This is a genomic window from Pseudarthrobacter sp. NS4 (assembly GCF_024758005.1).
Lineage (GTDB): Bacteria > Actinomycetota > Actinomycetes > Actinomycetales > Micrococcaceae > Arthrobacter.
The window spans coordinates 3,634,083-3,653,179 of the sequence record NZ_CP103288.1; the positions used below are offsets into that span (position 1 = coordinate 3,634,083).

Here is a 19,097-nt window from a genome sequence, read left to right on the forward strand (position 1 = left end):
TGCGCTACTGCGAGCCGAACAGAAATTCCTTCGCGTGCATCACCGCTTTCCGGAAGGCATCGTTGCGGAGGGTCACCAGGTGTTCTGTTTCACCGTCCGCCGGTTCCAGGTACCCGGTGTAGCCGGGGCGCAGGACCCAGATGTCTCCCGCCGGCGGGAGATAGAACACGCCGAAGGACCGCTGCTGCCGTTCCTCCGCGGTCCACACCGGCACAACCGCCAGGGCGGCCCCGGTGGCCGGGTTGATCCATTGGGCACGCGGCAGCGGCTCCTCATGCGCTTCCGGGTCAAGGAACGGTGCGGTTCCGGCACCCCACCGCTGCTCAAACCGCTCGTGGAATGCCGGAATCAAGTGTGAATCGTAGCGTCGCCATTCGCTCATGCAGTTCTCCGCCTCCTCGCGGTTGTTGTTACCACGCCGCATCCCCGCCAGGGGCTAGGACCAGGGACCGCTTTCCCAGCGCACGGGGGTAATCCTGATCGTGTGCCCCGAGCTCCCGCTGCGGGTGTTTACTTTCCGAACGGGAATCACTTCCGGCGCTGATGCCATCTGCTGCTTGTCGTAGGCGGCGCGCCGCTCCGGGTCGCGCAGGACACTGAAGGCCTGCATGATGCGCAGCAGTTCTCCCTCGGGGGCGGTGCCGCCATCCATGTCCGGATGGTGGCTGCGCATCAGTGCCCGGTAGGCCCGGGAGATTTCCTGCTGGCTGGCACCTGGCCGGACGCGCAGGGTGGCGTAGTAGTCAGGGGACTCTGTCATCTCGGTCCTTTTCCTCCGTTCCGCCGGGCGCCCGTGGCCATAATCCGGAAACGCGTGCGCCGCCGTCGGAGAAGGAATGCCGGGGGCGGGCACCACCGGGCGCCTGCCCCCGGCCGTTGGGACTAGGTTGATATCTGCTGCATCTGGCTTTGCTGCGTTTCGACCTCGATCTTGCGGGGCTTGGCCTTTTCTGCAACGTGGATCCGCAGGGTCAGGACGCCCTGGTCGTAGCTTGCCTTGATGTTGTCCGTATCCAGGGTGTCGCCGAGGATCAACTGGCGGCTGAACACACCGCGGGGACGCTCGGACGCCACCAGCTCCACGTTGGGCTGCGTAGGGTCGGAGCGCTCTGCCCGTACAGTCAGGACGTTCCGTTCAACGTTCAGGTCCAGCGAGTCAGTCTTGACGCCCGGAAGGTCGAACGCCACCACAAACTCGCCGTCTTCCTGCCACGCGTCCATCGGCATGGCCGCGGGCCGGGCAGCAGTTCCAAAGACCTGCTGCGTGAGCCGGTCCAGCTCACGGAACGGATCCGTGCGCATCAACATCATTTCCCACTCCTTCAGCTTCACAGATGTTGGATCGGTACTGTATCCGCTCACCGATCTATGGTGGTGGATATAGATTTTTTATAGCACCCGTGGGAAACTGAGGCAAGACCGCGGAACGAGGATTTTGGAGACCCCATGGCAGATCCCGGAGCAGGACGGCCGGGCCGGCCCGCCGGCGGACATGCCCTCTACGCCATCTCCGTTGCGGCAAAGCTGGCCGGGACGGGCCAGCAGAACATCCGTCTGTACGAGAGCAAGGGATTGCTGACGCCGTCACGGACAGCCGGCGGCACCCGCCAGTACAGCGACGACGACGTTGCCGTACTGCTGCGGATCGGCGAACTCCTTGACCAAGGCCTGAACCTCGCGGGCGTCGCCAAAGTGCTCGAACTGGAGGCGGCCAACGTGAAGCTTCACCGCGCCCTGAAGAGGGCCAGGTCGAGGCCCCCTGCCTGACGCTCAAAACGCGCGCCACAGGGCCTGGACTCCAGGTCCGCGGGTACCGCACCCGGGAGTGGAGGTCAATCCCCCGGCGATTCAGCCTTGGACAGTTTCCCCGTAATCCTCTCCCCCGGCACCCTGGCGGTCCGCCACGTGTCGAGGGCAATCACACCGCCCAGGATGATCAATGACAGGGAGACCGAGGCGAGGGCGTCGCTGAGCCAGTGGTAGCCCAGGTACAACCGGCTCAGGGCGGCCAGGACAATCCCCACCCCTGCGCCAGCGAATCCAAGCACGGCCGCCTGCCGGTTCCTGCGCCGGGAGAAGATCAGGAAGGCGCCCACCAGGAGGAAATCGCAGGCACCGAGGACATGCCCCGAGGGGAACGAAAAGGTGTGGTCTATCCCGAAGAGCATCTGGTCCACGGGCGGGCGGGACCGCCGGACGATTTGTAGGATGATCTGCGAGATGATCACACCCGTGATCATCGCGGACGCCAGCAGGATGGGCCGCCAGGCATGCTTGGCGGCGAATCCCCACACGAGGGTGACCACCAGGACGATGATGGGCAGGGCAACAGGGCCAAACACAACTGCAAGGAAAATCATGATCCCCGTGATGACCCCGGACCTCAGCCCGAGGAGCCAGTCGCGGACAGGACCATCAGCCGCGGAGAGCCCGTCGGCCTGCACCACGCTGATGAGGGTGGCAATAAAGAGGACAACCCCTGCTGCCACCAGGATGAAAGCTGCGCGGTAGAGGGCGCGCCGGTCGGCCGCCTCCACGTAGCGTTCTTCCACCACGAACTTGTCATGGAAAGCGCGCCACCTGCCGGAGCTTTTGCCGGTTGCTCCGGAAGCCGCCCGAGAGCCTGCTGATCCCTGCTGTCCCACTGATGCACCTCCCAACGTGGCGAAGAATTGCTTTGGGTGAAGGTTACCCCGGAAGCCGCATGGCGACGGGGCCGGCAGTACCAGTTACTGCCATCCCTGCTGCAGGCCCGGACCCATGGAGTGACTTGACTCACAGACAACCGCGCAGTAACATCTGTGTTAGCGCTAACAAGGATGTGTGGGCTATTGAAACGGAGGCTGGCCCTCTCACCGCTTCCGTAGGGTCCGCCAGTCCACCGATGTCCGGAGCCGCGGACCCCAACCACCACCAGGCACTCTGGCAGCTCTACCAGCCGGCAAGCGCAGATGCTTGCCGGCCCAGCACCACTTCGCGGATCAGCCTCCGCGAAAGGAGAAAAGCATGAAAATCAGAAAACTACTGGGTGCCGTCGCAGTCGCCCTCGCAGTCACTGTAGGGGCCACAGGTTGCGGCTCCCGGGGGGCAGCGACTGAATCAGGGGCATCTGCAAATCCCAGTGAATCCCTCGTGGGCATTTCCATGCCCACGCAGACATCTGAACGCTGGATTGCTGATGGCGGCAACGTGGAAAAGTCCCTGAAGGACCTGGGATACAAGACTGATCTGCAATTCGCCAACGATGACATTCCCACCCAGGTATCACAGATCGAGAACATGCTGACCAAGGGTGCCAAGGCACTCATCATCGCCGCCATTGACGGCACTACCCTGACGGATGTCCTGGCCAAGGCCAAGGAGCAGAACGTCAAGGTCATCGCTTACGACCGGCTGATCAACGGTTCCCCGAACGTTGACTACTACACCACGTTCGACAACTACACCGTAGGCGTGCAGCAGGCGACATCCCTGCTGACCGGGCTCGGCCTCGTGGATGCCAGCGGCCAGAAGGTCGAGGGCAAGGGCCCCTTCAACGTGGAGCTTTTTGCCGGCAGTCCCGATGACAACAACGCCAACTTCTTCTGGACCGGCGCCATGGACACGCTCAAGCCTTACCTGGACGCCGGGTCCTTGAAGGTGCCCAGCGGCCAGACAAAGTTCGAGCAGGCGGCCATCCTGCGCTGGCAGGCCCCTGTTGCGCAGAAGCGCATGGAGGACATCCTCACTGCCGCCTACAGTTCAGGGACCAAGCTGGACGGCGTGCTCTCTCCCTATGACGGCCTCTCCATCGGCATCATCTCGGCACTGACCAGTACTGGCGGTTACTCCAAGGGCACGCTTCCCGTCGTGACCGGCCAGGATGCCGAGAAGGGCTCCGTGAAGTCCATCATCGCCGGTGAGCAGTACTCCACGATCTTCAAGGACACCCGGAAGCTCGGCTCCCAGGCAGTCAAGATGGTCGACGCGGTACTGAAAGGCCAGGAGCCGGAAGTGAATGACACGAAGACCTACGACAACAAGGTCAAGGTGGTTCCGGCATTCCTGCTTGAGTCCGTGATCATCACCGAGGACAACTACAAGAAGGAACTCATCGACTCCGGGTACTACTCGGACGCCGACGTCAAGTAATACCAGGGAGGTGTGGCCGGGCACTTTCGGCCCGGCCACACGCTTCCCCCCGCGCCTGCAGCAGCAGGCTGCCAGCTTCCAACCAGTCAGTGGGAATTGACGATGAACACACCCATTCTTCAAATGCGAGGAATCACCAAGACCTTCCCGGGGGTCAAGGCCCTGCAGGATGTCACCCTGGACGTCAACCGCGGCGAAGTACATGCCATTTGCGGAGAGAACGGGGCCGGGAAATCCACCCTGATGAAGGTCCTGTCCGGGGTCTACCCGGCCAATTCGTTCGACGGGCAAATCCTCTTCGAAAACGAACCGTGCAACTTCTTCAGTATCAATGACAGCGAAAAGCGCGGCATCGTGATCATTCACCAGGAGCTTGCCCTCAGCCCGTACCTCTCCATCGCCGAAAACATCTACCTCGGAAACGAGCAGGCCAGGAACGGCTGGGTGGATTGGCGTAAAACCAACCTGGAAGCGGCCAAGCTTCTGGCCAGGGTGGGCCTGGCCGAGAATCCGGTCACGCCGGTCCAGCACATCAGCGTTGGAAAGCAGCAGTTGGTGGAGATCGCAAAAGCCCTGTCCAAGGAAGTTAAGCTTCTCATTTTGGATGAGCCCACTGCTGCACTCAACGACGAGGACTCAGGCCATCTCCTGGACCTGATCCTGCACCTCAAGGGGCAAGGAATCACGTGCATCATCATCAGTCACAAACTTAACGAGATCCGCAAAGTGGCGGACGCCGTCACCATCATCCGCGATGGCAGGACCATTGAGACCCTCCGGCTGGCTGAAGGCCAGATCACCCAGGAACGCATCATCCGCGGCATGGTTGGTCGGGACCTGGACAGCCTCTACCCCGAACGGACCCCCCGCATCGGGGAGGAAGTCCTGCGCATCGAAGACTGGTCAGTCCAGCACCCCCAGGACCACACACGGATGGTGGTATCCAACGCCCACCTCAACGTTCGCAAGGGCGAAGTAGTAGGCCTGGCCGGACTCATGGGCGCGGGCAGGACCGAATTGGCCATGAGCGTTTTCGGGCGGACCTACGGGCGTGCCGTTTCGGGAAAGGTGTACAAGTACGGCCAGGAAATCAATACCTCCACCGTGCCGGAAGCTATTCGGCACGGGATCGCCTACGCCACCGAAGACCGCAAACACTACGGCCTTAACCTCATCGAGGACATCAAGCGCAATATCTCCATGGCGGCCCTCGGAAAACTTGCAACCCGCGGCTGGGTGGACAAGAACGAAGAGACCGCCGTTGCCAACCGCTACCGGACGAGCATGAACATCAAAGCGCCGTCAGTTGCCGCCATTACGGGCAAGCTCTCGGGCGGGAACCAGCAGAAGGTGGTGCTGAGCAAGTGGATGTTCTCGGATCCGGATGTGCTGATTCTTGATGAACCCACCAGGGGCATCGACGTCGGCGCCAAATTCGAGATCTACACGATCATTGCCCAGCTAGCGGCAGAAGGAAAAGCAGTCATCGTCATTTCCTCGGAACTGCCCGAACTCCTTGGCATCTGCGACAGGATCTACACCCTGTCCGCAGGCCACGTCACCGGTGAAGTGCCCATTGCCGAGGCCTCCCAGGAAACCCTCATGCACTACATGACCCAAGAGAAGGAATAGCATGTCCGCCCTACGAGAATCCCTCGGCTTCCTGACAAGCCGCCTTCGGCAGGTTGGCATCTTCGTCGCCCTGATCCTGATTGTCCTGCTGTTCCAGGTGCTCACCGACGGAATCCTTCTGCAGCCCCAGAACGTCACCAACCTTGTGGTCCAGAACAGCTACATACTGATCCTGGCAATCGGCATGGTGATGGTGATCATCGCCGGGCATATCGACCTTTCGGTGGGTTCTGTTGCCGGCTTCATCGGAGCCGTGGCCGGCGTCATGATGGTCCAATGGGGGTGGGCGTGGTGGCTCGCGATCCCGGCCTGCCTCTTGGTGGGCGCGCTGGTAGGGGCCTGGCAGGGTTATTGGATCGCATACGTGGGCATACCGGCGTTCATCGTTACCCTCGCAGGCATGCTGATCTTCCGCGGACTCACCCTCATCACCCTGAAGAACCAGCAGATCACCCCGTTCCCGGACGAGCTGCGCGCCCTGGGCGGCGGCTTCCTCCCCGACATCACCGGCGGTACTTCCGTGCTGGAATGGCTGACCGTCATCCTGGGCGTTGGAGGCACCGCAGCAATCGTCTTCCAGTCGTTGAAGGAGCGCAGGGTCCGCAGAAAGTTCGACCTCGAGAACGAACCGATGGCGTGGTTTGCCACGAAGACAGCCTTCATCGCGCTGCTCATGCTCGTCATAACGTTCCTGCTCGCCAGCTACCGTGGCACGCCGATCGTACTGATCGTCCTCGCTGTCCTGGTGATTGTCTACTCCGCGTTGATGAACAACAGCATCTTCGGCCGCCACATCTACGCCGTGGGCGGGAACCTGCACGCGGCAGAACTTTCCGGCATCAAGACCAAGGCCGTCACCTTCCGGCTTTTCGTCAACATGGGCGTCCTGGCCGCCTTGGCCGGCCTGGTATTCACCGCCCGCTTGAACTCGGCGCAGCCCGCGGGCGGCACAGGCTTCGAACTCGATTCCATTGCCGCCGCCTTCATCGGCGGGGCAGCTGTAACGGGTGGCATCGGAACCGTGGCCGGCGCGATGATCGGCGGCCTCATCATGGGCGTACTGAACAACGGCATGTCCATTTTGGGCCTCGGCACCGATTACCAGCAGCTCATCAAGGGGCTTGTCCTCCTTCTCGCCGTCGGCTTCGACATCTTCAACAAGAACCGCACCAATGGAGGCGGAAGCACCGTCGGAAAGCGCTTCAAGTTGCGGACCACGCCCCCGGCTGCAAGCGATCCAAAAGCACCAGGGAAAGAAGACACACAGCGGCCCGTGCCGGTCCCGGTGAATACCGCCGACCGGATCTGACGGAACGGGTCAACCTATGCACGGAGCAGTGGACGACTGGCAGCACCTGCGTGGCGTATGGGTGGAACTCCGCGCAGAGGGACGACTCGTGAGGACCGGCGAAGTGGAGGACGTGGCAGCGGATTCTTCTGTCCTGTGGCTCAGGTACAACGGTGCCCACGGCCGCCAGATGATAGCCGCCGGGGACGGCTACGAAATTATCCCGCTGGAAGACAGGACGCCGGGAGCTTAGAGCAGGACTGAACTGGGCGGTCGACGGCGGCAGGCAACTGCCGCCGTCGGCCGCCCTTTCGCTGCCCGGCAAGCGGGCGGCAACCCGGATCAGAACGAGCCGGTGGTGAATTGCCAGGTACGGGTGGCGAGCTGGTTTCCCGCGAGGTCGCGGATGGCGGTTCCTCCACCGGTCACCGTCACGGTGTATCTGGTCTTCCCCGCCAGCGACTGCTGCGGGTCAAGGATCCACTGGTTGGTGGTGCCGTAGCGGAACACGGCGGCCGGTACAACGGCACCGGTGGCGGCGTTCTTCACGGTGAAGGTGGTTCCGTTGACTCCTTGGACCGGTTCACTGAAGGTCACGCTGATGTTGTTGTCGCGGCGGACCAGCAGTTTGTTGCTCGTGGGGATCGTTCCAGTAACGACGGGCGCCGGGCCGGTAAGGAAGGACCAGCTGACGGACGCCAGCGGAGTTCCTGCGGTATCCCGGATGGCCGAGGTTCCACCCACCAGTGTGGCGGTATAGGTTCCATCCGCGGGCAGGCCTGCGGCGGGGTCCAGGGTGGCGGTCCGGGCAGTGGCGTTGTAGGTGACATTGGCAGGGATGGTGCTGCCGGCCGCGTTCTTGAGTACGAAGGTCCCTGTGGTCAGGCCCTGAACGGCAGCGCTGAAGGTTGCGGTCACATTAGTACCGCTCGGAACTGAGGTCGCATTGGCTCCGGGAGTGACCGCCGTAACGGTGGGGGCAGGCGCCGGAGCAGGGGCAGGCGCGGCAGCCACAGCACCCGCATAGAGCAGGCGGTTGGGCGTCCCGCTGGTGGCTCCGGTGATGACTCCGGACGTGGCGTTGGATACCAGGGAGCCCGCTACCTGGGCAGGTGTTAGTGCCGGGTTTTGCGAGAGCAGCACCGCCGCCGCTCCGGCAGCGTGCGGCGCGGCCATCGAGGTGCCGGACATGGACGCAGTGGCGGTGGCAGAGGTGTGGTACGTGGATGTGATGCCCACGCCGGGGGCGTAGAGGTCCACGCAGGAGCCGAAGTTGGAGAAGGATGCCTGCCGGTCTGCGGAATCGCTGGCGGCCACGGTGACCGCCCCCGGAACGCGGGCCGGGGAACTGCCGCACGCGTCCACGGCGGAGTTACCGGCGGCAACCACTGCAGTGACGCCGTCGTTCATGATTGCCTGGAGGGCAGTGTCCACGGCAGAGCTCGCGGCCCCGCCCAGGCTGAGGTTGGCCACGGCCGGCACGCCGGCCGGATGGTGCGCTGCGATCCAGTCCAGCCCCGCCACGACGTCGGAGTTGTAGCCTGAGCCGTTGCAGTCGAGCACCCGGACAGGCACCACGGTGGCACCCTTGGCCACACCGTAGGTTGACCCGGCCACAGACCCGGCAACGTGCGTGCCGTGCCCGTTGCAGTCGCTGGAGCCCCGGCCGTCGTCTACGGCGGTCCAGCCCGCTGCCACCCTGCCGCCAAAGTCGGTGTGTGAAGCAAGGACCCCCGTATCCACCACGTATGCGCTTACGCCTGCTCCCGATGAGGTCCAGGAGTAGGAGCCGGAAAGCGGCAGGGGCCGCTGGTCCACCCGGTCCAGGCCCCACGGGGCGGGCTGCTGGGTGGCGGAAGCGGTGACGGGCGCGTCGGGCTCTACCGAGACGGCGCGCCCTGAGCGGAGCAGCGCCGCGGCCTGGGCGGGGTTGGCAGTAACGACGGCGCCGCGGAGCGCGTGCGTGAAGGTACGTCCGACGGCGAGGCCCTTCCCCCGCAGTTCGGCCGCCTCCGCTGCAACATCGGCAGTCGCAGCGTACTGGACGATGTACCGGCCCGCGGCACCGGGATCAGCCGGGGCTACGGCCGAAGCGGACACGGCGGTGGTGGAAAGGGCGGCGGCGGAGGCGAGCGCCGCGGCTGCGGGCAACACAAAGAATGAGGCGCGAATTTTGGGGTCCTTGATGTGGCGAGGGGGCTGCGGAGGGCCGGGGAAACTACCGCTGTACCAAAAGGATAGGAGCCGGAAACGCGCGGATTCCGGGTCCTTGCAGGATCCTGTGTCAACACTTGGAGATTCCTGCGGACGGTGAAAGTTTCCTAGTTTTCTCCGTGCACGGGGGTGCCGGGGTGGTGGTTCCGCCAGCTGTGCTCAGGCTCGAAGCCCAGCAGGCGCCGGGCTTTGTCGATGGACAGCATGGTCTCGTGCTCGCCCAGCTCCTTGGTGACTTTCACCGCGGGAAACACCTCGGCGGCGAGGCCGGTGCTTGAACGGCTCATGACAGTGTCCGCATTGGCGATGATGAAGGCTTCAAACCCCGGCCGGCCGTGCTCCAGTGCCCGCACCACTGCCTGGGCCCCGTCCCGGCCGTCGATATAGCCCCAGAGGTTCCATTTCCGGAGCGTCGCATCCGAGTCAAATGAGGGGAACTTCGCATAGTCCTCCACATCCATGACGTTTGAGAACCGCAGCCCAACAATGCTCAGTTGCGGGTCCCAGCGGGTCAGTTCCACGGCCATCTGCTCTTCCAGGTGCTTGACCAGGGAATAGGTGCTCTCCGGCCGGGCGGGATATTCCTCGTCCACCGGAATGTAGGGCGGGTCGACGTCGAACGGCAGCCCCAGCACCGTCTCGCTGGAGGCGTACACCACTTTCCTGATGCCGGCCCGGCGGGCTGCCTGGAAGACGTTGTAGGTGGAGAGCATGTTGTTTTCGAACGTCGCGGCGTCCGGAAGGATGCCCGGTGCCGGGATGGCACCCAGGTGCACCACGGCGTCGAAACCGCTGTGCCGGTCATCCACGCCCAGCAACGCATCCACCACCTGGCCGTAGTTGCGCAGGTCCACCACCAGGAGTCCGGGGCTCCGGGTTCCTGCCCGGTCAAGGTTGAGGACCTGGTGGCCGTCATCAATGAGCCGGCGCACCACGTGCCTGCCCAGTTTTCCGCTTCCACCGGTGACGGCAATTCGCATCAGGATGTCCTTCTGTTGGAGGTACGCGCAGGCTCAGGTGCTGGAGCCGGCAAGGAACTTTTCGACGGCGGCGATCGCCAGTGCGGTGATCTCCCCCGGATCGCCGCTGCCGTCCACGGAGACGAGGATCCCGCGGCCGGCATAGACCGAGACTACTTCATGGGTCTCACGATGGTAGAGGTCAAGGCGGCGCCGGAAAACGTCCACAGTGTCGTCCGCCCGCCCCTGTTCCTCCGCGCGCCGGCGCATCCGCTGTTCCAGTTCGGCATCGGGGGCACGCAATTCGATGACGGCGTCCAGGGCGAACCCTTGGGAGGCGAGCATGTTGTCCAGTTCCATCACCTGGGGCGCGGTGCGGGGGTAGCCGTCCAGCAGGAAACCGGACTGGACGTCACTGTCCAGGAGGCGGTCCTTCACCAGGGCGTTGGTGAGATGGTCCGGGACGAAATCGCCGCCGTCGAGGTATCCTGCGGCCTGGCCGCCCAGTTTGGTCTCCTGGCTCACGTTGCTCCGGAAGATGTCGCCGGTGGAAACGGCCGGGACCTTGAAGTGGCTGGCAAGGTGTTCGGCCTGGGTTCCCTTGCCCGAGCCGGGCGGACCAATGATGAGCAGTCTCGGCATGTTCCTGTCCCTCCGCGGCACAACAGCCGCTGCTTTCCGGTCCGCCGACGGCAGCCCCGGCGCCTGCTTCATTCTGCCGCTAACCCTCCGACGGCGCCAGCAATCGACTGGCGGGCATGCCTCATTATGACGCTTTCCCTTGCCCGAGGATGTATATACTTCTGGGTATCGGTTTAGCAGCAGGCCGTTGGAAAGTTCGTCGATCCAGCGACCTGCACCGGCTCCCCGCCCTCCCGCGGGACGGTTGTGTGTTGCCGGCTCGTTTTGACCTGAGCGAATGGCACCAAAAAATATCGTGGCCCGCGAGTCAACAGCAAAAACCGATACATCCATTGCCGAGCACCTGCACGAATTGGTCCTCAACAGCTCTGACGTTGAGGACTTCCTTAATGAACTGGCACAGGTGTCCGCGCGCAACCTCTCCGAGCCCGGAGACGGGATCCTGTGCGCCATCACACTGTTGCGGCAGCGGAAGGCAGCAACTGTAGCCAGCAGCAGCCCGGAAGCCAAGGCGATCGGCCAGCTCGAGTACGAGTTCGGCGAGACACCCAGCATGACGGCCTACACGGCCCAGGAGATCGTCCATGTACCGGATGTGCAGGACGACGGCCGCTGGCCCGAATACTCCTCGGCGGTCTTCGCGCAGGGCGTCCGCTCCGTTCTGGCGCTGCCCTTCGAACTTGAAGGCGGAACCAAGGCCGCCCTTGTCCTGTACTCGCGCCGCCCGCAGCGTTTCGAAAGCCGGGTCCTTGAGTTCGCAGAGGATTTTGTCCGCCAGACATCCCTCGCCCTGCGGCTGGCAGTCCGCTTTGCCCACTACAGCGAGACGGCTGCCAACCTGCGCGCCACCCTGGAATCCCGGACCGTCATCGACATGGCCGTGGGCATCATCATGGCCCAGAACAGGTGCAGCCAGCATGACGCCTTCCAGATCCTGAAGACAGCGTCCAGCACCCGCAATTCGAAGCTGCACGATGTGGCCGCCGCCGTAGTGAACTCCCTGGGCCAGGGTCCGGCACGCACGCACTACGACGGCTAGCACGTTTCGGCTGCACTGTTACGGTGCCACGGCCAAAAAAGCCTGTCAGCGGTAGACTTAGGCAACTGTGGCCGGGGGGCTTTGATGGAAAAGAAAAGTGTTTGCCTCGTCGTGGAAGACGACAGTGATATCCAGGGACTCATTACCGTTGTCCTGTCGCGAGCAGGATTCGAAGTAAAGGCAGTCTCAACCGGGGCCGAAGGAATCGCCGCTGCGGCTGATCCCGCCGTTGCCCTGGTCACCCTGGACCTTGGCCTGCCGGACATGGACGGGCATGTGGTGGCCCGGGCCATCCGTGAGCTGACCACGGCTCCCATGCTTTTCCTGACGGCCCGGTCCGAACCAGACGACCTCCTGGCCGGGGTGGCGTCAGGAGCCGCGGCCTACCTCACCAAGCCCTTCCGCCCCACGGAGCTCCGGGAGCTGGCCATGCAGCTGTGCCCCGGAGACGGGGCACAGGCCCCGCACACATCCGGCAAGTCCTTCTGCTAAGTAAGCCCGGCGGCCCCCGCTGGTAACCCTGGACGCTCTCTCACATCCTGCAGGCGAAACCCCAACGCCCGCGCATTTCCGGCGACGGCGGAATCCCGCCGTCGCCGGAAGTTTTTGTTGACCCCTACTTGGCGAGGAAGCGCAGCAGCGCTTCGTTGACCTCGGCGGCGTGGGTCCACAACAGGCCGTGCGGAGCACCCTCGATTTCCACGTATTCCGCGCCCGGCAGGGCCTTGGCGAACAGCCTGGCAGTGGAATCGATGGGAAGGATGTTGTCGGCGGTGCCGTGGAGGATCAGCGCAGGAACGTCGATCTTGGGAATGTCTTGCCGGAAGTCCGTGAGCCAGGTGGGCTGGGCAGCCACAGAAGCCGTGGCACCGGCGCCGGCTGCCAGGTTCCAGCTGGCGTTGACGGCCTCCTGGCTGAGGCGGGGGGTGCCGAGGAACGTGTCCGCATTATAGAAGTTCTTGAAGAACTCGGTGAAGAAAGCATACCGGTCTGCCGTGACTGCCTGGGTCAGCCCGTCGAAGACCTCCTGCGGGACACCGTCCGGGTTGTCGTCGGTCTTGAGCAGGAAGGGTTGCAGGGACCCGAGGAAGGCAGCCCGGGCCACGCGGGTTGAACCGTAGTTGGACAGGTAGCGTGCAACCTCACCGGTGCCCATTGAGAAACCGACCAGCACCACGTCGCTCAGGTTCAACGTGGTCAGTACGGTATTGAGATCGGCAGCGAAGGTGTCGTAGTCGTAGCCTTCGGTTGTCTTGCTCGACTTGCCGAAGCCCCGGCGGTCGTAGGTGATGACGCGGTACCCGGCCGCCAGGAGGGCGGCGCTCTGCTTTTCCCAGGAGGACGCGTCAAGGGGGTAGCCATGTATCAGGACGACGGGCTGGCCCGAACCGTTGTCCTCGTAGTAGAGCTCGATGTCGGTGCTGTTTTCATTTCCAACGGTAATGAAAGCCATCGCGGCAATTCCTTTCGAGACTGATCGGAGCGGGCGGACGACATGCCGAGCCCGCGCACTCCCTACTCTAGGGTGGTCCGCTGCTGAGCACAGGCCCCCGCTACTGGGACGGTTGCGGAAGCTCACAGGAGATTTGGGGATTGGCTCCCATGTAATTCAAGGGACCTGCGACGATGGTGATCGCTACGGTTCCCGCCTGCGCACAGTTCCCCGGCGCTGCGCCGAAGTAGCCCCGCTGCCAAGCGGCAATACCGCCGATGATCAGCCAGATAACAACGAGTACTCCAAGAATCCGCATGATTCCTCCATTGGCCGCGGCGGCTGTGGGATCAATTATGCGGCGTCATTTGCAGGAAGTGCGAGAGGGTCGTCGGAAAGTGAGAGAGCGTCGCCGGAAAGTCTGCGGAAAGTGAGAGAGCGTCCGGAGGATGGCGGCAAGAAAAGCGCCTCCGGTTCCGGGATGATCCCGGAACCGGAGGCGCTTTTCTATGTGGTTATAGGTCCTTCATCAGGCCTTGGCGGCCTTGCCCGGGAGGGCCAGCTTGAAGACCTTGGCCCAGGAGGAGCCCACCTGCTTCAGCAGCGGCCCTGTGGTGTACTTCAGGCCGTAGCGCTGGCAGATCTCGCGGACCCTGGGAGCCACCTCTGCGTACCGGCTGGAGGGCAGGTCCGGGAACAGGTGGTGCTCGATCTGGTGCGACAGGTTTCCGGTCATCAGGTGCATGAACTTGGAACCCGAGATGTTGGCCGAGCCAATCATCTGGCGGACGTACCAGTCACCGCGGGTCTCCCCCTCAACCATTTCCTCAGTGAAGGTGTCGGTGCCTTCGGGGAAGTGGCCGCAGAAGATGACGGCGTGGGCCCAGACGTTGCGGACGGCGTTGGCAGTGAGGGTGCCGTAGAGCGCCTGCTTGCCGGAACCGGTGAGCATGGCAACGGCCGGGGTGGCGGCGTAGTCCTTGGTGAACTGGGTGACAACCTTCTTGCCCAGGGCCTTGAGGTCCTTGAGCAGGGCCTCCTTGGACTTGGTGCCTTCCTTGTACTCGGTCAGCTCAAGGTCGTAGATGGCGATGCCCCACTCGAAGACGGGAGCGAGGATGGCGTTGAACAGCGGGTTGGCCAGGTTGATGGGCTTCCACGGCTGGTTCTCGTCCATGCGCAGGAGGTTGTATCCGACGTCGTTGTCCTTGCCCACCACGTTGGTCCAGCGGTGGTGCAGGTCATTGTGGGTGTGCTGCCAGGAGCGCGAGGGGGTGACGAAGTCCCATTCCCAGGTGGTGGAGTGGATGTCCGGATCACGCATCCAGTCCCACTGGCCGTGCAGGATGTTGTGGCCCAGTTCCATGTTTTCCAGGATCTTGGCCAGGCTCAGGAGGGTGGTGCCGGTGACCCAGGCAGCCTTGTTCTTGCTGACCAGCAGGGCGGCACGGCCGGAAATCTCAAGCCCGCGCTGGATCTTGATCATTCGGCGGATGTAGGCCGCATCCTCGGCGCCGCGCTTGGCCAGGATCTCGTCACGGATGGCATCGAGTTCGCGTCCGAGTTCGGCTACCTGCTCGTCGCTGAGGTGGGCGGCGGCCGGCGGACGCACCGTGGGGCTGCCGGATTCGGCAAGCTTTCCTGGGCGCGTTCTCGCACTTCCGGACTGAGTGGCCTTGCTGGGTGATATTACAGACATACCGTGGTGCTCCTCAGATTTCGAGGTTGACGGGTCCGGCGGCTGCCGAGACACACGTTTGGATCAGTTGACCGGGTTCGCCGTGGACTTCCCCTGTGCGGAGGTCCCTGACTTGTCCGGCCAGGAGTGGCGTAAGGCAACTGTGGCAGATACCCATCCTGCAGCCGCTGGGCATGAGCAGCCCGGCGTCCTCGCCGACGTCCAGAATGGGCGTGTCGCCGTCGGCCTGGACCTCACGGTCGGACGTTTCAAAGGTGACCAGGCCGCCGTCATGCCCGACGCCGGCCTCGAACGTGGTGTTGAAGCGTTCGATCATGAGGTTGCCGGCGCCGCCGGCCACGGCGATCTCCGTACCCGGCGCTGCCGTTGTGAGCGCGGCACGCTTCCACAGCGCCTCCGCGTCGTCCAGGAAGCTGTCCGGGCCGCAGGCGTAGGCCGCGCGTTCCTTCCAGTCCGGGCAGATCTCGTCCAACTGGGTGGTGTTGGTGAGGTCCATCCGGCCCTGCTCACCGGTGAACCAGTGGGCGAGCCGGAAGTTGGGGAACTGGTCGGCAAGCTCGGCGAGTTCCTCGCGGAAGAGGCTGTCACCTGGCGTGCGGGCTGAGTGGACCAGCACGACGTCGGCATCGGGACGCCGCGGAACAAGGGTGCGGATCATGGACATCACCGGGGTGATGCCGCTGCCCGCCGTCACCATCAGCAGCGGCCGGGGGTGCTCGGGAAGTACGAAATCACCCTGCGGGGGTGCGAGGAAGAGGACATCGCCGGGTTTAGTGGTGCGCACCAGCGTGCCGGAGACAGCTCCGACGTCGGTGACTGTGATGGCCGGGTCCTTACCGGCCGGAGTACTCAAGGAGTAGGACCGCCAGTGGCGGACGCCGTCGAGTTCGACGCCGATGCGCGCCCACTGCCCTGCCAGGTGGGCATGCCAGCCGCGGCCGGGGCGGAAGAAGATAGTGGCCGATTGCGCCGTTTCCTGCACCACGCGCGTTACCACGCCGCGGAGCTGCCGCGCCGAGTAGACCGGGTTGAACAGGGCGAGGATATCCTCCGGCGCCAAGGGCGTCGTGAGTACAGAGGCCGCCTGGGCCAGCTGTCGTAGCCGGATCATGCGATTAAGCCTAGAGCGGCGCGAGCCATAGTTCTCTCTCTCCGTCATATGACCGTTCCGCAGTCACTCTGTAAATGGGCGCTAAGCCCCCAAGCCGCACTTAAAGAGTAACGCTTGCGGTACCCGGATCATTCCTCCACATTTCAGTAAGCATGCTGAGTATATCGCTGGTGCATGCCTGGGCGCACAATTTTTCGTTCATGACCGAACACGTTACGGCTGGTCAAGGGCGGGACTGGCTCCAGCCGAGGGCGGGGGCCACGTGGTGGACTACGGTGCCGAGGAGCTTTGCATTGAATTCAACACCGAGCTGGTTGGGCACGGTCAGAAGCAGGGTGTCCGCGGCCTGGACAGCAGTATCGGCGGCGAGTTGCCCGGCCAGCTGGTCCGGCTCACCGACGTAGCTCTTGCCAAACCTGGCTGTCAGCCCGTCGATGATGCCCACCTGGTCCCTGCTGTCACGCAGGGCGCTGCCGGCAAAATAGCGGCTGTCCTCGGCATCCACGATGGGAAGTACGCTGCGGCTGACCGAAACCCGGGGTACGTGGGCATGCCCGGCAGCGGACCAGGCGTCCCGGAACAACTGGATCTGCTCCGCCTGCAGTTCATGGAACGGCACTCCGGTGTCCTCGGTCAGCAGTGTGGAACTCATCAGGTTCATGCCCAGTTCAGCAGCCCAGACCGCCGTTTTGCGGGTCCCGGCTCCCCACCAGATCCGGTCGGCAAGGCCGGGTGACTGGGGCTGTACGGGCAGGAGCCCGGTGGCGCCGCCGGCATACCGCGGATCGGCTTCAGCAACCCCGGCCCCGCTGATCGCCTTCCGGAAGAGGGCAGTGTGCCTGCGGGCCATATCGGCGTCGGTCTCTCCCGGCTGGGGAACGTATCCGAACGCTGCCGCGCCCTGCCGGGCGGGCTCGGGTGATCCGCGGCTGATGCCCAGCTGCAGCCTGCCGCCGCTGATCAGGTCAGCTGCTGCGGCTTCTTCAGCCATGTACAGGGGGTTTTCGTACCTCATGTCGATGACGCCGGTGCCGATTTCGATCCGGCTGGTGCGGGCAGCAATGGCGGAGAGCAGCGGGAACGGGGAGGCCTGCTGGCGGGCGAAGTGGTGGACGCGGAAAAACGCCCCATCCACCCCCAGTTCCTCAGCCGCCACCGCAAGCTCGATGCCCTGCAGCAGTGCTTCGCCGGCGGTCCTGGTGCGGGAGCCCTGGCCGGGGCCCCAATGGCCGAATGAAAGGAATCCGATGCGCTCCATACCTGCCCCAACCTTTGTGGCGCTGCCCGCATTCCCGGCTGGCATGATGGCTGCGTGGCTACTCCTGTTGAAACACTGACCATCGGCAAAATCGTCCTGCTGTTCGCGCTGGCGGCAGCGGCGGAAATAGGTGGTGCCTGGCTGGTGTGGCAGTCCGTGCGCGAAGGCAAGGACTGGTGGTGGGCCGGGCTGGGTGTCATTGCCCTGGGCGCTTACGGCTTCGTTGCCACGCTCCAGCCCGACGCGCACTTCGGCCGGATCCTGGCAGCCTATGGTGGCGTGTTTGTGGCAGGTTCGCTGGCCTGGGGCATGATCTTCGACGGTTTCCGCCCCGACCGCTGGGATCTGGCCGGATCCCTCATCTGCCTCCTGGGCGTGGCAGTCATCATGTTCGCCCCGCGGAGCGGCAGTTAGGAATGGAGAAGGACCTACGGAACAGGGGCAGCGCCGCTCCAACTAAACTGGCACCGTGACGAACAGCCAGCAAGCGCCCAGGGAACCCATGCCGCCGTCGCGCGGAAAACTGGCTGAGCTCCTGCTGCCGGGCGGGGAAGAGCCTGACCCGCGGTTCACCCTGGCCAACGAGCGCACATTCCTGGCCTGGATCCGAACTTCCCTTGCACTGCTGGCCGGCGGCATCGCCATTGAGGCGTTTACCGCGGACCTGTTCCTGGAGCCGGTCCGCAAAGGACTGGCCGTGGTCCTCCTGCTGCTCGGCATGCTGCTCAGCGCCGGTGCAGCGGTGCGGTGGCTCCGGGTGGAACGCAGCATGCGCAACAGGGCGCCCCTGCCGCTGCCGCTCATTGTGCCGCTGCTTGCCGGGGCAGGCGCGCTGGCCGCCGCCGTCGTCCTGGTCTTTATCCTCTGGCGCTGACGCATGGGACCTTCCCCCCGCCCTGCCGGCCCGCACAGTGATCCCGGCCTGCAGCCGGAGCGGACCACCCTGGCCTGGGGCCGGACCATGATGGCACTGGCGACGGTAAGCGCCATCTTCCTGCGCTGGCTCCCGGCGCACGGGCTTCCCATCCTGCTGCTCTTCGCCGTTTCCTCATGCGCAGCGCTGGCCATCTACCTCACCCAGCGCAGGCGCTACAGCGCCAGCTCCCGCGGCATCTCCCGGGAAAACGTCGACGCCGACATCCCCGCGGTGCTGTGGACCGCCTTCGCCGGGGTGGCCCTGGGAATCCTGGGAATCGGCGTCGTCCTTACAGGCTAGGGGCAGGCCAGCGGCATGGCGCTGGTGGCCTCCCGGCCTAAATCATGGGCAGGACAAAGCCTGCCAACAGCGCCACTGCGCCGATGCCGGTCAGGGTCCGGCCCAGAACAGAGGCCGTCCTGCCCGCTTCCTCCGGCACGGCCGTCTGCCACTGTGTGGGGCGCTTGGGGTGATAGTAGATGGGGAGGGTGTCCCCCACGGCCAGGTCCTTGATGTCATGGGGAGACATGGGGGCATGGTGCACCTGGTATTTCCGGTCGAACCAGCGGAAGCCCACGCCGGACGTGTCGGAGTAGACCACTGCTTCAGCCACGGCCCACGGGTGCACAAAGCGGCGGAGGAATCCTGTGTAGAACAGCAGGCCAAGCCCCGCGGGCAGGCACAACCAGGTCAGCATTTCCAGAATTGGACCTGCCATATCAAGCACAGTGGGCATGGACTTGATGGTACAGCGCAGGGGTGGTGCCTTCAGCGGC

23 protein-coding genes are annotated in these 19,097 nt (G+C 64.1%); 10 read left to right on the forward strand and 13 right to left on the reverse strand.

Annotated elements, in window-relative coordinates:
* Nucleotides 1-4 precede the first annotated feature (4 nt).
* From NXY83_RS17140 to NXY83_RS17150, 3 genes are all read right to left on the reverse strand, one after another.
* Nucleotides 5-382: a hypothetical protein gene (locus tag NXY83_RS17140; RefSeq protein WP_258803413.1), complete on the reverse strand. Its 378-nt coding sequence runs from the start codon at nt 380-382 to the stop codon at nt 5-7.
* 54 nt (nt 383-436) lie between these two features.
* Nucleotides 437-760 carry a J domain-containing protein gene (locus tag NXY83_RS17145; protein WP_258803414.1) on the reverse strand — a complete coding sequence of 108 codons (324 nt, stop codon included), beginning with the start codon at nt 758-760 and terminating at the stop codon, nt 437-439.
* A gap of 122 nt (nt 761-882) precedes the next feature.
* A complete protein-coding gene (locus NXY83_RS17150; protein ID WP_258806310.1) occupies nt 883-1,308 on the reverse strand; it encodes an Hsp20/alpha crystallin family protein in 426 nt (141 codons plus the stop codon).
* Nucleotides 1,309-1,446: 138 nt separating this feature from the next.
* Between NXY83_RS17150 and NXY83_RS17155 the strand changes: the two genes are divergently transcribed.
* A complete protein-coding gene (locus NXY83_RS17155; protein ID WP_258803415.1) occupies nt 1,447-1,767 on the forward strand; it encodes a MerR family transcriptional regulator in 321 nt (106 codons plus the stop codon).
* Between the two features lie 65 nt (nt 1,768-1,832).
* On the opposite strand, the gene NXY83_RS17160 is transcribed toward NXY83_RS17155, so the two are convergent.
* Nucleotides 1,833-2,645, reverse strand: coding sequence for a phosphatase PAP2 family protein (locus NXY83_RS17160; protein ID WP_258803416.1), 813 nt, complete (start codon nt 2,643-2,645; stop codon nt 1,833-1,835).
* 361 nt (nt 2,646-3,006) lie between these two features.
* On the opposite strand from NXY83_RS17160, the gene chvE reads away from it, so the two are divergent.
* The 4 genes from chvE to NXY83_RS17180 all read left to right on the forward strand — a co-directional run bounded on the left by chvE (nt 3,007) and on the right by NXY83_RS17180 (nt 7,304).
* On the forward strand, nt 3,007-4,131 hold the full coding sequence (gene chvE, locus NXY83_RS17165) for a multiple monosaccharide ABC transporter substrate-binding protein (protein ID WP_258803417.1): 1,125 nt from the start codon (nt 3,007-3,009) through the stop codon (nt 4,129-4,131).
* A gap of 102 nt (nt 4,132-4,233) precedes the next feature.
* Nucleotides 4,234-5,763, forward strand: coding sequence for a multiple monosaccharide ABC transporter ATP-binding protein (mmsA, locus tag NXY83_RS17170; RefSeq protein WP_258803418.1), 1,530 nt, complete (start codon nt 4,234-4,236; stop codon nt 5,761-5,763).
* Between the two features lies 1 nt (nt 5,764).
* Nucleotides 5,765-7,072, forward strand: coding sequence for a multiple monosaccharide ABC transporter permease (mmsB, locus tag NXY83_RS17175; protein WP_258803419.1), 1,308 nt, complete (start codon nt 5,765-5,767; stop codon nt 7,070-7,072).
* A 16-nt stretch (nt 7,073-7,088) separates the two neighbouring features.
* On the forward strand, nt 7,089-7,304 hold the full coding sequence (locus tag NXY83_RS17180) for a hypothetical protein (RefSeq protein WP_258803420.1): 216 nt from the start codon (nt 7,089-7,091) through the stop codon (nt 7,302-7,304).
* Between the two features lie 89 nt (nt 7,305-7,393).
* Here the strand turns inward: NXY83_RS17180 and NXY83_RS17185 are convergent, their stop codons facing one another.
* The 3 genes from NXY83_RS17185 to NXY83_RS17195 all read right to left on the reverse strand — a co-directional run bounded on the left by NXY83_RS17185 (nt 7,394) and on the right by NXY83_RS17195 (nt 10,866).
* Nucleotides 7,394-9,205 (reverse strand): S8 family serine peptidase, encoded by a 1,812-nt coding sequence (locus tag NXY83_RS17185; protein ID WP_258803421.1) that lies wholly within the window; start codon nt 9,203-9,205, stop codon nt 7,394-7,396.
* Between the two features lie 167 nt (nt 9,206-9,372).
* Entirely contained in the window at nt 9,373-10,245 is an 873-nt protein-coding gene (locus NXY83_RS17190) for an NAD-dependent epimerase/dehydratase family protein (protein ID WP_258803422.1), read from the reverse strand.
* 33 nt (nt 10,246-10,278) lie between these two features.
* Nucleotides 10,279-10,866 carry an adenylate kinase gene (locus tag NXY83_RS17195; RefSeq protein WP_258803423.1) on the reverse strand — a complete coding sequence of 196 codons (588 nt, stop codon included), beginning with the start codon at nt 10,864-10,866 and terminating at the stop codon, nt 10,279-10,281.
* Between the two features lie 295 nt (nt 10,867-11,161).
* On the opposite strand from NXY83_RS17195, the gene NXY83_RS17200 reads away from it, so the two are divergent.
* Complete coding sequence (locus tag NXY83_RS17200) at nt 11,162-11,905, forward strand: GAF and ANTAR domain-containing protein (protein WP_258806312.1); 744 nt, start codon at nt 11,162-11,164, stop codon at nt 11,903-11,905.
* Nucleotides 11,906-11,989: 84 nt separating this feature from the next.
* Nucleotides 11,990-12,397 (forward strand): response regulator transcription factor, encoded by a 408-nt coding sequence (locus tag NXY83_RS17205; protein WP_258803424.1) that lies wholly within the window; start codon nt 11,990-11,992, stop codon nt 12,395-12,397.
* Between the two features lie 124 nt (nt 12,398-12,521).
* On the opposite strand, the gene NXY83_RS17210 is transcribed toward NXY83_RS17205, so the two are convergent.
* The 5 genes from NXY83_RS17210 to NXY83_RS17230 form a co-directional block, all read right to left on the reverse strand.
* Nucleotides 12,522-13,358: an alpha/beta fold hydrolase gene (locus NXY83_RS17210; protein ID WP_258803425.1), complete on the reverse strand. Its 837-nt coding sequence runs from the start codon at nt 13,356-13,358 to the stop codon at nt 12,522-12,524.
* A 100-nt stretch (nt 13,359-13,458) separates the two neighbouring features.
* Nucleotides 13,459-13,656 carry a hypothetical protein gene (locus NXY83_RS17215; protein WP_258803426.1) on the reverse strand — a complete coding sequence of 66 codons (198 nt, stop codon included), beginning with the start codon at nt 13,654-13,656 and terminating at the stop codon, nt 13,459-13,461.
* A gap of 210 nt (nt 13,657-13,866) precedes the next feature.
* Complete coding sequence (locus NXY83_RS17220) at nt 13,867-15,036, reverse strand: fatty acid desaturase family protein (protein WP_258803427.1); 1,170 nt, start codon at nt 15,034-15,036, stop codon at nt 13,867-13,869.
* Between the two features lie 13 nt (nt 15,037-15,049).
* Nucleotides 15,050-16,147, reverse strand: coding sequence for a ferredoxin reductase (locus tag NXY83_RS17225; protein ID WP_258803428.1), 1,098 nt, complete (start codon nt 16,145-16,147; stop codon nt 15,050-15,052).
* 223 nt (nt 16,148-16,370) lie between these two features.
* Nucleotides 16,371-17,405 carry an LLM class flavin-dependent oxidoreductase gene (locus NXY83_RS17230; RefSeq protein ID WP_258806313.1) on the reverse strand — a complete coding sequence of 345 codons (1,035 nt, stop codon included), beginning with the start codon at nt 17,403-17,405 and terminating at the stop codon, nt 16,371-16,373.
* A gap of 75 nt (nt 17,406-17,480) precedes the next feature.
* Here NXY83_RS17230 and NXY83_RS17235 point away from each other — a divergent pair, with 75 nt between their 5' ends.
* From NXY83_RS17235 to NXY83_RS17245, 3 genes are read left to right on the forward strand one after another with little or no spacing between them, the layout of a single operon-like run.
* Nucleotides 17,481-17,819 carry a YnfA family protein gene (locus tag NXY83_RS17235; RefSeq protein WP_258806315.1) on the forward strand — a complete coding sequence of 113 codons (339 nt, stop codon included), beginning with the start codon at nt 17,481-17,483 and terminating at the stop codon, nt 17,817-17,819.
* 55 nt (nt 17,820-17,874) lie between these two features.
* Nucleotides 17,875-18,279 carry a YidH family protein gene (locus NXY83_RS17240; protein WP_258803429.1) on the forward strand — a complete coding sequence of 135 codons (405 nt, stop codon included), beginning with the start codon at nt 17,875-17,877 and terminating at the stop codon, nt 18,277-18,279.
* Nucleotides 18,280-18,282: 3 nt separating this feature from the next.
* Nucleotides 18,283-18,621 carry a DUF202 domain-containing protein gene (locus NXY83_RS17245; protein ID WP_258803430.1) on the forward strand — a complete coding sequence of 113 codons (339 nt, stop codon included), beginning with the start codon at nt 18,283-18,285 and terminating at the stop codon, nt 18,619-18,621.
* Between the two features lie 37 nt (nt 18,622-18,658).
* Here NXY83_RS17245 and NXY83_RS17250 read toward each other — a convergent pair whose 3' ends face one another.
* The gene (locus NXY83_RS17250) at nt 18,659-19,057 is read right to left on the reverse strand and encodes a hypothetical protein (RefSeq protein ID WP_258803431.1); all 399 of its coding nucleotides are present in this window, start codon (nt 19,055-19,057) and stop codon (nt 18,659-18,661) included.
* Nucleotides 19,058-19,097 lie beyond the last annotated feature (40 nt).